We start from the raw sequence: 14,415 nt of genomic DNA, 5'->3' as shown, positions 1-14,415 counted from the left end.
AACAACCGTGTCCTAGAATGCACCAGCAGGACGTGATGACCGCACCCGGCCCCCGATCGGCCGTCGCCAGCCCAGGAGGCTCGCCTCATGACCAAGAGCTCGACCGAGACCGGTTCCGGTCCAGCCGCGTCCGATCCCGCGTCCCGTGGTGACGAGCCCAGCACCTCGTCGCAGCGGGAGCGGCGTCGCCGCATCCTCGACGCCACCTTGGCCCTGGCGGCCAAGGGTGGGTACGAGGCGGTGCAGATGCGGGCCGTGGCCGAGAAGGCCGAGGTCGCCGTGGGCACGCTCTACCGCTACTTCCCCTCCAAGGTGCACCTCCTGGTCTCGGCTCTGGCCCGTGAGTTCCGCAGGCTGGACCAGCGCACGGAACGTTCGGCACCGCCCGGGGACACCGCCCAGGAGCGCATGAAGGTCGTGGTGGACATGATCACCAAGTCCATGCAGCGCGATCCCAACCTCACCGAGGCCATGACCCGGGCGTTCATGTTCGCCGATGCCTCGGTGGCCAACGAGGTCGAGGAGGTGGGCTTCTACATGGACCGGATCATCGCCCGGGCCATGGCCCAGGGTGAGCCGGACGAGGTCCAGCTCTCGATCGCCCGCGTGGTCTCCGACGTGTGGATGTCCAACCTCGTCTCGTGGCTCACCAGGAGGTCCTCGGCCGCAGACGTCAACAGCAGGCTGGGGTTGACCATCGACCTCCTGCTGGGCACCGACGACTCGCCCCGCCGCGCGCGACTGCACACCGCGATCGGAAAGGGGAACGGGGCGGCCGAGGAGAACGGGGCCGAGGAGAACGGGGCTGAGGAGAACTCGCCTGCCGAGGAGCGACTGGCGGTCGACGCCGACTCCGCGGCCGGGGCCTGACCGGGCGCGCCCACCCGACTTTCCGCACACGCGCGCAACAACTGCAGCCGCACACGAGATCTCGTGTGCGGCTGCAGCTGTTGCGCGCGGATTCCCGGTCAGGGCACGACGACCGGCGGGACCTCGCGTACCAGGTGCGAGACGTCGGCCGTCCAGCGCACCGGGCCGTCCGCGGGAGTCCACCGGGTGAGCAGGTCCGACACCTTGGCCGTCATCTCCCGGCTGAGCCGCAGGAACGAGGTCCCGGGCTGATCGTCGACCTCTCCGAGGATCAGCCACCAGGCCCAGGCGACCGCGCCGGCGTTGGCCACGAAGTCCGGTAGCACCGCGATCCCGCGCGCCGTGAGGTCGAGCTCGGCGTCGATGGTGGTGGCGGCGTTGGCGGCCTCCACCACGATCGGCGCGGTGACGGACGCGCAGTTGTCCGCGGTGATCGCGTAGGAGACCGCGGCGGGGACCAGGACGTCGACGTCCATCCCGATGATCTGATCCCGCTCCAGACGCTGGACCCGGGCGGGAACCGCCGCCCGGTCGATCTCACCGAAGCGGTCGCGGGTGGCGAGCAGCGCGGGGATGTCGAGGCCCGCCGGGTCGTAGAGGGTTCCCGCGGCGTCGGCCACCGCGACCACGGTCATACCGGCCTCGTGCAGGTACCAGGCCGCCGCGCCACCCATCGTGCCCACGCCCTGGACCGCGACGGTCGTGCGGCCGACGTCCCAGCCGCGCACGTAGGCCGCCGCCAGGCACGCCTGCGCCACCCCGTACCCGCCGATCACGTCGCCGAGCAGCCCACCGGGCACCTCGGCCGTGAGCCCGCGGAAGATGCGGCCCGCGGTCGCGGCGGGATCCTCGGAACGCTCGATGGCGGCGTGGTAGGACTGCCGCATCCCCAGCCCCGCGAAGACCTCGTCGATCAGGTGCTGCGGAACCCCCAGGTCCTCGGCGGTCACCCAGTGACGATCGAGGAACGGGCGCATCGCCTCGCAGAACCTGGACAACACCTCGACGGCGCGCGGATCCTTGGGGTCGAAGTCGATGCCGCCCTTGGCGCCACCCACGGGGAGGTCGAACGCCGCGGTCTTACGCGTCATGCCCCGGGCCAGGTCCTCCACCTCACCAAGGGTGCAGCCGGCCCGCATCCTGGTGCCCCCGGTGGCCAGGCCACCGACGAGGGTGTCGACGACGAGGAAACCGCGGGCGCCCGTCACGTCGTCTTTCCAGTGCAACCGCAGGTAGGGCTCACGCGTGGTGGCCCGCTCCGCGGGCGGAGTCGGAACAGCCACCGGCACCGACCCGGTCGTCGCGGTGCTACCCGGAATCTCGATGGATGTCATCGTGCTCGCCTCCTGAAACGCCTGTGCCCGACTTTCCGTCGGGGTCATTTCAGGATGGGAGCGAGAACGGGCCCGGGTCCAGCGAGAATCGATGGACCTGACCGTTCAGTTTTTCTGCACTGTCCCCGGTCAGCCCCTATTCTCGGGGCCATGGAGCCGTCACTGCATCGACTCAGGCTGCTCCGCGAACTGGAGCGCCGCGAGACCGTGACCGCTGTCGCCGGGGCCCTGGACTACACGGTCTCCGCGGTCTCCCAGCAGCTCGCGCTGTTGGAACGGGAGGCGGGGACGCCTCTGTTCGAGCGGCGCGGCCGGCGGATAGGACTCACCGACGCCGGGGTGGTCCTCGCGGGGCACGCGGAGACCATCCTCGCCGCGGTGGAGGACGCCGGGCACGCGATGGAGTCGGCGCGGGCCGGGGTCGGGACCACACTCACCGCCGGCGTCTGGGCGTCGGTGGCCACCACCCTGCTGCCCGAGGGGATCCGGGTACTCGCCCGGGATCACCCGGGGATCGAGGTACGGAGCCGGGAGCTCGCCCCGGAGGACACCACGGGAGCCGTCCGGGACGGTTCCCTCGACCTGGCCTTCGTCCTCGACTACTCCAGCTACACGATGGCCCGCGTCCCCGAACTCACCCGGACCCCGATCGCCGTGGAGTCGCTACATCTCGTCGCCCCCCGCGGGTGGATGGACGCCGACGAGGTGGCGTTGGGGGACCTCGCGGCGAAGCCCTGGGTCCTGGCGCATCCCCGCTCGCACTTCGGGAGGGCGGTGCGGCTCGCGTGCCGCGAGGCGGGGTTCGAGCCGGACATCCGCCACGAGGCCGGCGAGCAGTCGACGGCACTCGCCCTGGTCGCGGCCGGCCTGGGCGTGACCCTGGCCTCCGATCTCGGCCTGAGCACCACGACCGCGGACGTGGACGTGGTGCGGCTGAGCGATGTTCTCACCAGGACGGTCTCGATCGCCTACCGGGAACGGGACGCCCGGCGCCGGCCGCTGCAGGCCTTCGTGGACGCCTTCACCGAGGCAGCCGTCGGACTGGGGCTCGACACCCCGTAGGGCGCGACCGCACTCGGTCCGCGGGCACGCCACCGGGCGTCAGCACCAAGTCTCAGCGCCGGGCCACAGCACCGGGCCTCAGTATCGGGCGTCAGCGCCTCGCGAGGAAGTCGGGGCGCCGCGCAGTCCCCGCGAAGGGGGTGGTCAGCTCGTTCTCCACGCTGTTGAAGACGACGAAGACGTTCGCCCTCGGCACCGGGCTGATGTTGCCCCCGGAGGCGTGGAGGGTGTTGCAGTCGAACATGGTCATCGACCCCGCCTCGCCGGTGAGGACGTGGAGCCCGTGGGAGTGGTACAGCTCCGCGATGTGCCCCTCGGACGGCACCCCTATCGTCGGCGCCGTGCTCACGAGGGACTCCTCGTAGTACGCCTCCGGCGTCTCGCCGGCGCACTGGACGAAGTATCTCTGGGTCCCCGGCATGATCATCAGCGGGCCGTTGTACACCTCGTTGCGGGTGAGGGCGAGGGAGGCGCTGCACGCTCGCGGACGGGGCATGCCGTCCTCGGCGTGCCACGTCTCGAAGTCCGAGTGCCAGTAGAACGCGCCGCCCGCGAACCCGGGCTTGTAGTTGAGTCGACTCTGGTGCACGTAGACGTCGGAGCCGAGGATCTCGCGGGCGAGTTCGACGGCACCGGAGTACTCGACCGCCTCCTGCACTGTCTCGCTCAGGATGTGGACGTCGAAGATGGATCGCACGGCGTCGCTGCCGGCCTCGCGGATGACCCGTGGGTCGGTGGCCATCGCGGGGTCGGCACCGATGCGGTGCACCTCCCCGAGGCAGGCGTCCACCCTGCCCGCGTCCAGTGCGCCCTGTCGCTGCACGTACCCGACCTCGGCGAAGCGCCGGATCTCGGGATCGTCGGCCCGGGACCACACGACCGGGTCGGGCCTGTCGATGATGGTCGGGGTGGTGGTCACGCGCGTGACGTAGTCGTCGACGGCCAGTGCCATGCAGCTCCTCTCGGTCGCCGGCGGATCTCGTCTACCCGCCTCTGACCTCGACCGTAAGCAGGGCGTTGACGACCCACAACCGGTCAGCCGCTGACGTATCCCCGGCCCTTGTCGACCGCGGGCCCGGGCTCGGAACCCCCGAGCCACGCGTGGAGGTGGTCCAGGAACTGCCGGGAGAGCGTGTCGCGCCAGCCCACCACGTCGCCCGACATGTGTGGGCTGATGTGCGCGCCGTCGAGCGTCCACAGCGGGTCGCCGTCGGGGAGGGGTTCGACGACGAGGACGTCCAGATGCGCCGAGAGTCTGCCCGCGGCGATCTCCTTGGTGAGGGCCTCCTGGTCGATCAGTTGGCCCCGCCCCACGTTGATCACGTGGGCGCCGTCCGGGAGCGCGGCCAGCTCGACCTCGCCGAGCATCCCGCTGGTGGCCGCGGTCAGCGGGGCCACCATGACCAGGTGGTCGACGTCGCCGAGGTGCTCTGCCAGTCGGGCCGAGTCCAGGACGACGCCGAAGTCCTCGTCGTCGTCGGAGGGTCGACGCCCCGCCCCCCGGACGTCGAGTCCCACGGCCCTGAGCAGCCGCGCGGTGGCCCGGCCGATCCCCCGGTACCCACCACGAGCGCGCGGCGCCCCGCCACCCGGGTGGTCTCGCGGTGCCGCCACTCGCCCGCACGCTGAAGCGCCTCCGTACGGTGCAACTGCTTGTCGTGGGCGAGGACGCACGCCAGGACGTACTCGGCGATCGGCCCGTCGAACACGCCCCGGGCGTTGGTGACCAGGACGTCCGACTCGCGGAGCTCGTCGAAGAGCAGCGCATCCACCCCGGCGGCGGCCACGTGGACCCATCGCAGCGAGTCGGCGGCGTGCCAGGCGGAGGCCAGCGCGTCGGAGAAGATGTCCCACACGAGCAGCACCTCGGCGCCCGGCAACGCCTCGGCCAGGGTGCCGGCGGTGCACTGGCGGACCTCGACGAGGCCGCGGAACTCGTCGAGGTGGGCGGGAGGGGCGACGCCGTCGGCGGTGAGGAGGACGACTGTCGGTCGCGTGGCCAGACCCCGGTGGTGCTGCGTCATGGACACACCGTAGCGCGTGGGACCACACCCCCCGAAGATCGTCGGATTGTTGACAATCTACCGGCAGTCGCCACACACTGGCCCCATGACCGCGCACCTGTCCCCCCTTCTCAAGCAGGCCACTCCCGTCGTGGTGGACCACGCCCTCGGCTCGTGGATCCACGGCACCGACGGCCGCGACTACCTGGACTTCACGACCGGCATCGGCGTGACCAGCACCGGACACTGCCACCCGGAAGTGGTCGCCGCCGCCCGTGAGCAGTGCGGGAAGATCATCCACGCGCAGTACACGACCGTCATGCACCAACCGCTGCTCCAGCTGACGGAGAAGCTCGGCGAGCACCTGCCCGAGGGGATCGACTCGGTCTTCTACGCCAACTCCGGCTCCGAGGCGGTCGAGGCGGCCGTCCGGCTGGCCCGCATGGCCACCGGCCGACCCAATATCGTCACCGTCCAGGGCGGGTTCCACGGCCGCACCGTCGCCGCCGCCAGCCTCACCACCGCCGGCACCCGCTTCTCCGCCGGTTTCTCCCCCCTCATGGGCGGGGTGGTGATGACCCCGTTCCCGCACGCGCTCCGGCACGGGTGGACCCAGGACGACGCGATCGACTTCGCGCTCGCCGAGCTGGACTACCTGATGGCCTCCCGCGTCGACGCCCGCGAGATCGCGGCCTTCCTCATCGAGCCGGTACTCGGCGACGGCGGATACATGGCCACCCCGCCGCGCTATCTGCAGGGCCTGCGCGACCGCGCCGACCGGATCGGCGCGCTGCTCGTGCTCGACGAGGTCCAGGCCGGCATCGGTCGCACGGGCCGGTTCTGGGGCCACCAGCACACCGAGGGCCTGGTCCCGGACGTCATCATCACCGCCAAGGGGATCGCTTCGGGCTTCCCCATCTCCGCGATCGCCGCACCCGAGGCCATCATGGCCAAGGCCTGGCCCGGGTCGCAGGGTGGAACCTACGGCGGCAACGCCGTCGCGGCCGCCGCCGGGGTGGCCACCCTCGGGGTGGTCGAGAGGGAGAGCCTGGTGGACAACTCCGCCGAGCGCGGGGCCCAACTCCTCGACGGCCTGCGGCGTAGCCTCGGCGACGTGGGCGAGATCTGTGACATCCGCGGGACCGGCCTCATGCTGGGCGTCGAGTTCGGCGACCCGACCGCACCCGCCGGGAGCGCCGGCGCGGTGGAGGCCGCACGCCTGGCCGGGGCGGTACAGCAGGCGTGCGTCGACGAGGACCTGCTCACCCTCACGTGCGGCCCCACGGGGTCGGTGGTGCGACTCATCCCCGCACTGGTGGTGACGTCCGACGAGGTGGACTCCGGCGTGGAGCGGTTCACCCGCGCGGTCCACCGGGTGTGCGACGGGGCGGCGTGACCTCCGTCGACCTGCGCGGCGGCCTCCACGAGGCACTCGTGGCGGCGGGCCTCGCGCCCGAGTCGGACCCGCGCCGCATCGCCGAGTACTCCTACGACGCCTCCAACTACCGGGTCGTGCCCGCGTCCGTGCTGATGCCCCGGTCGGAGGCCGAGGTCGCCGCCGCGCTGGCCGTCTGCCACCGACTCGGCGTGCCCGCCACCGTGCGGGGCGGCGGGACCTCCATGGCGGGCAACGCCATCGGGACCGGTCTGGTCCTGGACCTGTCGCGACACATGAACCGCGTGCTGGCCGTCGACGGGGCGGGCCGGACCGTCACCGCCGAGGCCGGGTGCGTGCTGACCGACCTGCGCGCGGCCGTCCACGCCGCCACCGACGAGTTCCTGACCTTCGCCCCCGATCCGTCGAGCCAGTCCCGGGCGTGCCTGGGCGGGGCGATCGGCAACGACGCCTGCGGCAACCACTCGGTGCGCCACGGCCGGACCGCGGACCACGTGGTGTCCATGCGGATCGTCACCTACGACGGCCTGCGTCTGACCGTCACCCGCAGCGGCGTCGAGGCCACCGACCCGTCGGACGCCGCCGCCACGGCCCGCGCCCACCACCTCGACACCGAGCTCCGCGAGCTGGCCGCCGACCACCTGGCCGCCATCCGCACGGAACTCGGTCGCCTGCCCCGCCAGGTCTCGGGCTACCACCTGCGCCACCTGCTGCCCGAGGAGGGCTTCGACGTGGCGCGCTCCCTGGTGGGCTCCGAGGGAACGTGCGCGGTCGTGACCTCCGCGACCATGCGCGCCGTGCCGCGGTCCGCGCGGACCGGACTACTCGTCGTGGGGTACGCCGACGTCGTGGACGCCGCCCGGGACGTCCCCGCGATCCTGCGGCACCAACCCACGGCGGTCGAGGGGATCGACGAGGTGATCGTCGAGACCATGCGCGAGCGGCGCGGTGCCGACGCCGTCGCGGCGCTCCCCGCCGGCAGGGCGTGGCTGTTCGTGGAACTCGACGACGACCCCGACGCCCGTCCCGACGCCGGCGACACCGATGCCGACCAGGCCGGGGCGGGCCCGACGACGACCCTCGACGAGCGGGTCGCCGACCTCGCGCGTGAGCTCACCGGCAGCGGCCATGCCGTCGAGGCGCTCGTCGTGACGGACCCGGTGGCCCGCGCCGACCTGTGGCGGGTACGCGAGGACGGCGCCGGGTTGAGCTCGAGACTGACCGACCCCGCGACCGGGGAGACCATCGAGTCCTGGCCGGGATGGGAGGACTCGGCCGTGGCGCCCGACCGTCTGGCCGACTACCTCGCCGACTTCCGGGAACTTCTCGCGCAGCATCGGCTCACCGGCGTCATGTACGGGCACTTCGGGGCCGGGTGCATGCACATCCGCATCAGCTTCGACCTGCGGTCCGAGGAGGGCCGTCGGGTCATGCGCGCCTTCTGCACCGACGCCGCCCACCTCGTGGTGCGCCACGGCGGCTCGCTGTCCGGGGAACACGGCGACGGCCGGGCACGTTCCGAGCTCCTCCCGGTCATGTACTCGCCCGAGATGCTGGACACCTTCGCCCGCTTCGCCCGCATCTGGGATCCCGCGGGGATACTCGCCCCGGGCGGGCTCACCGCCACACGTCCCCTCGACGGCGACCTCGCACTGGCCGACGTCGGTCTCCGTGGCCGCGACCTCCTCGGCGCCCCCGTCGCCGCCGACGGTGCCCACCCCGTCCAGGCCTGCATCGGAGTGGGCCGCTGCCGCTCGTCGACCGGCGGCGTGATGTGTCCGTCGTTCCGCGCCACGGGCGACGAGAAGGACTCCACCCGCGGCCGGGCCCGGGTCCTCCAGGAGGTGGTCCGCGGCACCCTGCCGATCGACTCCCCGGCCGTGGAGGACTCGCTCGAACTGTGCCTGGCGTGCAAGGCGTGCTCCTCCGACTGCCCGACCGGCGTCGACATGGCCACCTTCAAGTCCGAGGCACTGCACAGGCGCTACCGGCGGCGGATCCGCCCCCTGGCCCACTACTCGCTGGGCCTGCTGCCCCTCTGGCTGCGCGGGACCGTGCGGGCGTCCGGACCACTCAACGCCGTGCTCGCCACCCGGGTCGGCCGCGCCGCCGCGCGACTGGGCGGGCTCGCGACAGACCGCACGCTACCGCGCTTCGCCTCGGCCGCGGACCTGCGGGGCGAACTGGACCGCGTCCCGGACAGCGTGTGGACCGTCCGCGATCAGGGTCCGCCCGGGACACGCACCTCAGCAGAGGTCGTGCTGTTCCTCGACTCCTTCACCCGCGGCCTGCGCCCCGCCGTCGCCGGCGCGGCGGCCCGGGTCCTGGGCGGTGTGCACACGTCCGTCGCGTGCAGCGCCGGCCAGTGCTGCGGGCTCACCCACGTCACCACGGGCCGACTCTCCGCGGCGCGCCGCACCATGCGCGCGACCGCCCGTCACCTCGACGCGATCCGTGGCCCGGACGGGGGCGAGATCCCCGTCGTCGTCGTGGAACCCAGCTGCGCGGCCACACTCCGCGAGGACCTCCCCCGCCTGCTCGCCGACACCCCCGACGCCGACGCCGCCCGCCGCGTCGCCGCCCGCATCCGCTCGGCGGCCGACCATCTGGGACGACTCGCCGGCGAGGGCCGGGCCCCCGCCTGGCCCGGCGGCACGGCCCCGGACCGGGTGACGGTCCAGACCCACTGCCACGAATACGCGACGTTCGGCAACCGCGTGCAGCGGGCGGCACTCACCGCCCTCGGTGTGGGCTCGGTCAGGGAGGCCACCGGTTGTTGCGGCGTGGCCGGGGATTTCGGGTTCACCGCCGGCCACGAGGCCGTCACCGCGGCCGTGGCCGAGCAGGCCCTGGCCCCCGCCCTGCGGGCCGATCCGGACGCCCCCGTGCTCACCGATGGATTCTCCTGCGCCACCCAGGTCGGCCATCTGGGCGCCACCGATCCCACCACCGGATCCGGCCGCGCCGGCCGGCACCTGTTCGAGCTCCTCGACCCCGATCCCAGCCCCGCACCCACCAGGAGGCCCACATGACCCGATCCGCCACCGACATCATCGCCGCGCTCGGCACCGGCATCCACGTGGACGGGGCCTGGCGGGACGCGGACTCCGGGGCCACCTTCGAGGTGGTCAACCCGGCCACGGGCGAGGTGATCGCCACCCTCGCCGACGGCGGGGCAGCCGACGCCACCGCCGCGATCGAGACCGCCGGGCGGGTGCAGCCCGAGTGGGCGGCCGTGCCCGCGCGCGACCGCGCCGAGATCCTGCGCAGGGCGTACGAGCTGATCCTCGACCGCGCCGACGAACTGGCCCTGCTCATGACCACCGAGATGGGCAAGCCGCTCGCCGAGGCGAAGGGCGAGGTCGCCTACGGCGCGGAGTTCTTCCGTTGGTTCTCCGAGGAGGCCTGTCGGGTCCGAGGGGACGCCCGACGCTCGCCCGACGGCAGGACCCGCCTCATGGTGACCCACGAACCGGTGGGGCCGTGCATCCTCATCACCCCGTGGAACTTCCCCCTGGCCATGGCCACCCGCAAGATCGGACCGGCCATCGCCGCCGGCTGCACCATGGTGTTCAAGCCGGCCAACCTCACCCCGCTGACCTCCCTGTACGTGGTGGACCTCCTGCGCGAGGCGGGACTGCCCGACGGGGTGCTCAACACGGTGTGCACCACCGACCCCGGCGGTGTCGTGGAACCGTGGATCGACTCCGGGATCGCCCGAAAGCTGTCGTTCACCGGGTCCACCCCGGTCGGTCGCACCCTGCTCGAGCAGTGTGCACGAGGCGTGCTGCGCACGTCGATGGAACTGGGCGGGAACGCCCCGTTCGTGGTGTGTGAGGACGCGGACATGGACACCGCGGTCGACGCGGCGATGGCCGCCAAGATGCGGAACATGGGCGAGGCCTGTACGTCGGCCAACCGGATCCTCGTCCACCGTTCGGTGCTGGAGGAGTTCGGCCGGCGCCTCACCGAGAGGATGTCCGCCCTCACCGTCGGCGACGGCACGCGCGAGGGCACCGACGTGGGCCCGTTGGTCGAGGAGAAGGCCGTGACGAAGGTGGTCGAGCTGGTCGACGACGCCGTGGGGCGCGGTGCCGAGGTCCTGTGCGGCGGGTCGCGGGTCGAGGGCCCCGGCTACTTCTACCCGCCGACCGTCCTGACCGGCGTGGCGGCGGACTCCGCCCTGATGTCCACCGAGATCTTCGGCCCCGTCGCGGCCCTGATCCCGTTCGACTCCGACGACGAGGCGGTGGCGCTGGCCAACGACACCGAGTTCGGGCTCGTCTCCTACGTGATGACCGAGAACCTGGACCGCGCGATGACCATGTCGGAGCGGCTGCAGGCCGGCATGGTGGGCGTCAACACCGGGATCGTCTCCAACCCGGCGGCGCCGTTCGGGGGAATCAAGCAGTCCGGCCTGGGGCGGGAAGGCGGCCTGACCGGAATCGAGGAGTTCGTGGAGACCAAACTCGTGGCGATCCCGGTGCGCTGACGGCGCACCGGTTGACCGGGGCCGGGTCGCGCGGGGCCGGCTCGTTCAGGGCCGTCAGCCGGTGCGGGCCCGGCCGGCGAGGCGGTGTCGCTCGGCCTCCGTCATGCCGCCCCAGACCCCGTAGAGTTCCCGGTTGCCCACGGCGTGCGCGCGACACTGTCGGATGACAGGGCACTGCCCACACAGCTTCGTGGCCGCCGCCTCCTTACGCCGCCGGAGGCCTTTGGGGTCGTCGTCGGCGTTGTAGAAGAGGTCCGGTACGTCTCTGCACAGCCCGTGCTCGGCCCAGGCCCATCGCTCGATGATCCTCGCAGCTGCGATCGTCATGGTTCTCCCTCCCCGTCCGACCCAGCTTCTTCCACGGTCGAGACTGTTCGGCACATCCCCAGGGGTGGGATGGGGCGCGACTGTTAAAGTTCTGCAATGTCCGTCAGGGTCTCGGTGGAGAACGACTACACAGTGGTCATCGCAGGCGTTCACGCCCTGCTCTCCCCGTTCCGCGACCGCGTACAGGTCGTGGCGGGCCGGCCCGGTTCACCCGGGGACGCGCCGGTGGACGTGGTGCTGTTCGACACCTTCGCCTCGCCCGCCGACTGGCAGGCACGGTGCTCTGCCATGGCGCTCGACCCCATGATCGGCGCCGTCGCCGTCTATTCGGCCGTCACGGACCCGCGCGCGATCGACGACGCCTTCGCGTCCGGCGCCACGGGGTATCTGTCCAAGTCGCTGTCCGGTGAACAACTGGTCGAGTCGGTGGAACGGGTGGCCGCGGGCGAGCGGGTGCGACTGCTGGGGCACGACGGCGAGCACGGGCCCGCGGGGATGTGGCCGATCGGCGACATGGGCCTGACCCCCCGGGAATCGGAGATGTTGGCGCTCATCGCCCAGGGTCTGTCCAACGAGGAGATCGCGACGGTCTGCTATCTGTCGATCAACACGGTGAAGACCTACATTCGTGAGGCCTACCGCAAGATCGGGGTGACGACCAGGCCGCAGGCGGTGGCGTGGGCGATGCGCAGCGGACTCGCGGCCAGTCGCTGAGCAGCGGGGTCACCGCGCCGGGCCGCCCTCCCGGACCCTGGCCAGACCGTCCCTCATGTGGTCGACCAACAACCCCCTGGCCCGGTCAGGGTCCCCCGCGCGAATCGCCCCGGCGATCGCCCTGTGTTCGGCGAGCCTGGACTCCGCGTCCGAATAGGTGCCGGCCATCGCGTGCAGACACATGCTCGTCTCGACCAGCACGGTCTCGTGCACCCGCGACAGGCGGGGGCTCCGGGCCGCCTCCACCAGGACGTGGTGGAAGTCCAGATCCGCCTCGACCATGGCCCCCGACCGTGGTTCGTGGGCGAGGGAGGCCATCGCGTCCACGGCCGCGTCCAGCGCATCCGCGGTGTCGGCGCCCAGTCCCAAGTGGAGAACCCGGTCCAACGCGGCGGTCTCGACCGTGGTCCGGAGAAGGTACATGTCCTCGACCGCCTCGGCGGAGAGGTCCGCGACGAACAGGCCACGGTTGCGGTGCGAGACGAGCAACCCCTCCTGGGTCAGGCGCTGCATGGCCTCCCGCAGGGGCCCTCGGCTCACCCCGAGCGACCGTGCCAGCGCGGCCTCTCCGAGCTGCGCACCCGGGGGGAACGTACCGTCGGAGATCGCCCGGCGGAGGGTCCGGGCGATGAGAGCCGGGGTCGACTCCCGGACGACCGGTTCCAACCCCGCGCCCGCCACGGGCCCCGCGTCCGGCCCCGCGTCCGGCCCGGCGTCCGGCCCGAGCACCGTCATCCCCCGGCGCTCCCGGCCGAGGACGCGTGGATCCGCGGGGCGGGGACCACCTGACCGAGTGCCGCCTCGAGAGCGGCGCCCACCCGGACGACGAGCCTGTCGTCGAACCGCGCCCCCACGATCTGGATCCCCACCGGCAGGCCCGCATCGGTCGTCCCGCAGGGCACGCTCAGCGCCGGCTGCTGGGTCATGTTGAACGGATAGGTGTACGGGGTCCACGAGGTCCAGTCGGGACTGTGCCACGCCGGGGGCACGTCCGACCCGGCCGCGAAAGCGGGGATCGGGGTGGTGGGGGTGATGAGGATGTCGTACCCCTGGTGGAAGTCCGCCATCCGCGCGCCGAGCGCCATCCGGACCGCCACCGCGTCGAGATAGTCGGCCGCGGAGTAGTCGTGGTACCGACCCAACGCCTCACGCATCGACGGGTCGACGTGGTCGATCGCGTCCGGGCCGTGCGGCGCGAGCACCGCGGCGAGCCCCGCGAACCACAGGACGTGGAAGGCGTCGACGGGATCGGTGACCCCGGGATCGACCGAGTCGACCCGTGCTCCCAACGACGCCAGGACGTCCACCGCGTGCGTGACCTCCCGCTCGACCTCGGGGTCGTTGGTGCCGAAACCCAGGTCGCGACTGTAGGCGACCCGCAGACCCTCGAGCGGTCGGTCCCCGCCGGCGCTCTGCGCACCCTCGGTGGCCGCGGCGAGGTATCCGCCCGGGCCGGGGGTCGTCGCCCGGGCCGGGACCGCCGACCAGTCGCGGGGATCCGGTCGGAGGAGCGCGTCCATGAACGCGGCGGTGTCGGCGACGGTGCGGGTCATCGGGCCGGCGTGGGCGAGCGTGCCGAACGGACTCGAGGGGAACATGGGGATCACACCGTAGGTGGGTTTGAGCGCCACGATCCCGCAGAACGCCGCCGGGATCCGGACCGAGCCGCCACCGTCGGTGCCCAGCGCGAGCTGTCCGAGCCCGGCGGCGACGGCGGCCGACGCGCCTCCGCTCGACCCTCCCGGGGTGAGGTCGGTGTCGTGGGGGTTCCGGGTGATCCCGGTGAGTGTGTTGTCGGTGACACCCTTCCAGGCGAACTCGGGGGTGGTGGTCTTACCGATCACCACACATCCCGCCTCGTGCACGGCCGAGGTCACCGGGGCGTCGTCGGGCCACGAGGCGGGGTCGGCGGCGCCGTCCTTCCGGGCCAGCAGGCGCGAACCTCGCAGCGTGGGCACCCCGCGGGTGTAGAAGATGTCCTTGATGGACGTGGGGACCCCGTCGAGAGGGCTGAGGGGCGCACCCTGCCGGTACCGGTCCTCCGACCGACGGGCGGCCGCGAGGGTCTCCGCTCGATCGACGTGGCAGAAGGCGTTGATCATGCCGTCGACCCGCTCGATCGCCTCCAGTGCGTCCACCGCGGCGTCGACCGGGGACAGTTCGCCGGTGCGGAAGCGCTCGGAGAGCTCCAGCGCCGTCAGGGAAGTGGTCATCCGT

General features: G+C 72.4%; 11 protein-coding genes and 1 pseudogene. 6 read left to right on the top strand and 6 right to left on the bottom strand.

What is annotated here, in order from left to right; all coding sequences use genetic code 11:
- Nucleotides 1–87: 87 nt before the first annotated feature.
- Nucleotides 88–870 carry a cholesterol catabolism transcriptional regulator KstR gene (kstR, locus tag CT688_RS03055; RefSeq protein ID WP_107755713.1) on the top strand — a complete coding sequence of 261 codons (783 nt, stop codon included), beginning with the start codon at nucleotides 88–90 and terminating at the stop codon, nucleotides 868–870.
- Between the two features lie 98 nt (nucleotides 871–968).
- Here kstR and CT688_RS03050 read toward each other — a convergent pair whose 3' ends face one another.
- Nucleotides 969–2,204, bottom strand: a complete 1,236-nt coding sequence (locus CT688_RS03050) for a Glu/Leu/Phe/Val dehydrogenase (RefSeq protein ID WP_194860619.1) — start codon at nucleotides 2,202–2,204, stop codon at nucleotides 969–971.
- A gap of 150 nt (nucleotides 2,205–2,354) precedes the next feature.
- Between CT688_RS03050 and CT688_RS03045 the strand changes: the two genes are divergently transcribed.
- A complete protein-coding gene (locus CT688_RS03045) occupies nucleotides 2,355–3,266 on the top strand; it encodes a LysR family transcriptional regulator (RefSeq protein WP_107755712.1) in 912 nt (303 codons plus the stop codon).
- 91 nt (nucleotides 3,267–3,357) lie between these two features.
- Here the strand turns inward: CT688_RS03045 and CT688_RS03040 are convergent, their stop codons facing one another.
- Complete coding sequence (locus tag CT688_RS03040) at nucleotides 3,358–4,218, bottom strand: phytanoyl-CoA dioxygenase family protein (RefSeq protein WP_107755711.1); 861 nt, start codon at nucleotides 4,216–4,218, stop codon at nucleotides 3,358–3,360.
- A gap of 83 nt (nucleotides 4,219–4,301) precedes the next feature.
- A pseudogene (locus CT688_RS18035) lies at nucleotides 4,302–5,290 on the bottom strand (D-2-hydroxyacid dehydrogenase).
- 85 nt (nucleotides 5,291–5,375) lie between these two features.
- On the opposite strand from CT688_RS18035, the gene CT688_RS03030 reads away from it, so the two are divergent.
- From CT688_RS03030 to CT688_RS03020, 3 genes are read left to right on the top strand one after another with little or no spacing between them, the layout of a single operon-like run.
- Nucleotides 5,376–6,665 carry an aspartate aminotransferase family protein gene (locus CT688_RS03030; protein WP_107755710.1) on the top strand — a complete coding sequence of 430 codons (1,290 nt, stop codon included), beginning with the start codon at nucleotides 5,376–5,378 and terminating at the stop codon, nucleotides 6,663–6,665.
- A complete protein-coding gene (locus CT688_RS03025) occupies nucleotides 6,647–9,697 on the top strand; it encodes an FAD-binding and (Fe-S)-binding domain-containing protein (RefSeq protein ID WP_107755709.1) in 3,051 nt (1,016 codons plus the stop codon). The genes CT688_RS03030 and CT688_RS03025 overlap by 19 nt, the downstream gene beginning before the upstream one ends.
- Nucleotides 9,694–11,157, top strand: coding sequence for an NAD-dependent succinate-semialdehyde dehydrogenase (locus CT688_RS03020; RefSeq protein ID WP_107755708.1), 1,464 nt, complete (start codon nucleotides 9,694–9,696; stop codon nucleotides 11,155–11,157). Before CT688_RS03025 ends, CT688_RS03020 begins: the two co-directional genes overlap by 4 nt.
- Nucleotides 11,158–11,211: 54 nt before the next feature.
- Here the strand turns inward: CT688_RS03020 and CT688_RS03015 are convergent, their stop codons facing one another.
- On the bottom strand, nucleotides 11,212–11,484 hold the full coding sequence (locus tag CT688_RS03015) for a WhiB family transcriptional regulator (protein ID WP_107755707.1): 273 nt from the start codon (nucleotides 11,482–11,484) through the stop codon (nucleotides 11,212–11,214).
- A gap of 96 nt (nucleotides 11,485–11,580) precedes the next feature.
- Between CT688_RS03015 and CT688_RS03010 the strand changes: the two genes are divergently transcribed.
- Nucleotides 11,581–12,198, top strand: a complete 618-nt coding sequence (locus CT688_RS03010) for a response regulator transcription factor (protein WP_107755706.1) — start codon at nucleotides 11,581–11,583, stop codon at nucleotides 12,196–12,198.
- Between the two features lie 9 nt (nucleotides 12,199–12,207).
- On the opposite strand, the gene CT688_RS03005 is transcribed toward CT688_RS03010, so the two are convergent.
- Nucleotides 12,208–12,933, bottom strand: coding sequence for a GntR family transcriptional regulator (locus CT688_RS03005; RefSeq protein ID WP_107755705.1), 726 nt, complete (start codon nucleotides 12,931–12,933; stop codon nucleotides 12,208–12,210).
- On the bottom strand, nucleotides 12,930–14,411 hold the full coding sequence (locus CT688_RS03000) for an amidase (protein WP_107755704.1): 1,482 nt from the start codon (nucleotides 14,409–14,411) through the stop codon (nucleotides 12,930–12,932). The genes CT688_RS03005 and CT688_RS03000 overlap by 4 nt, the downstream gene beginning before the upstream one ends.
- Nucleotides 14,412–14,415 lie beyond the last annotated feature (4 nt).

Origin of the sequence: Dietzia sp. JS16-p6b, assembly GCF_003052165.1 — a bacterium.
In the GTDB taxonomy this organism is placed as follows: Bacteria; Actinomycetota; Actinomycetes; order Mycobacteriales; family Mycobacteriaceae; genus Dietzia.
This window is presented reverse-complemented; position numbering and strand designations above follow the sequence as displayed.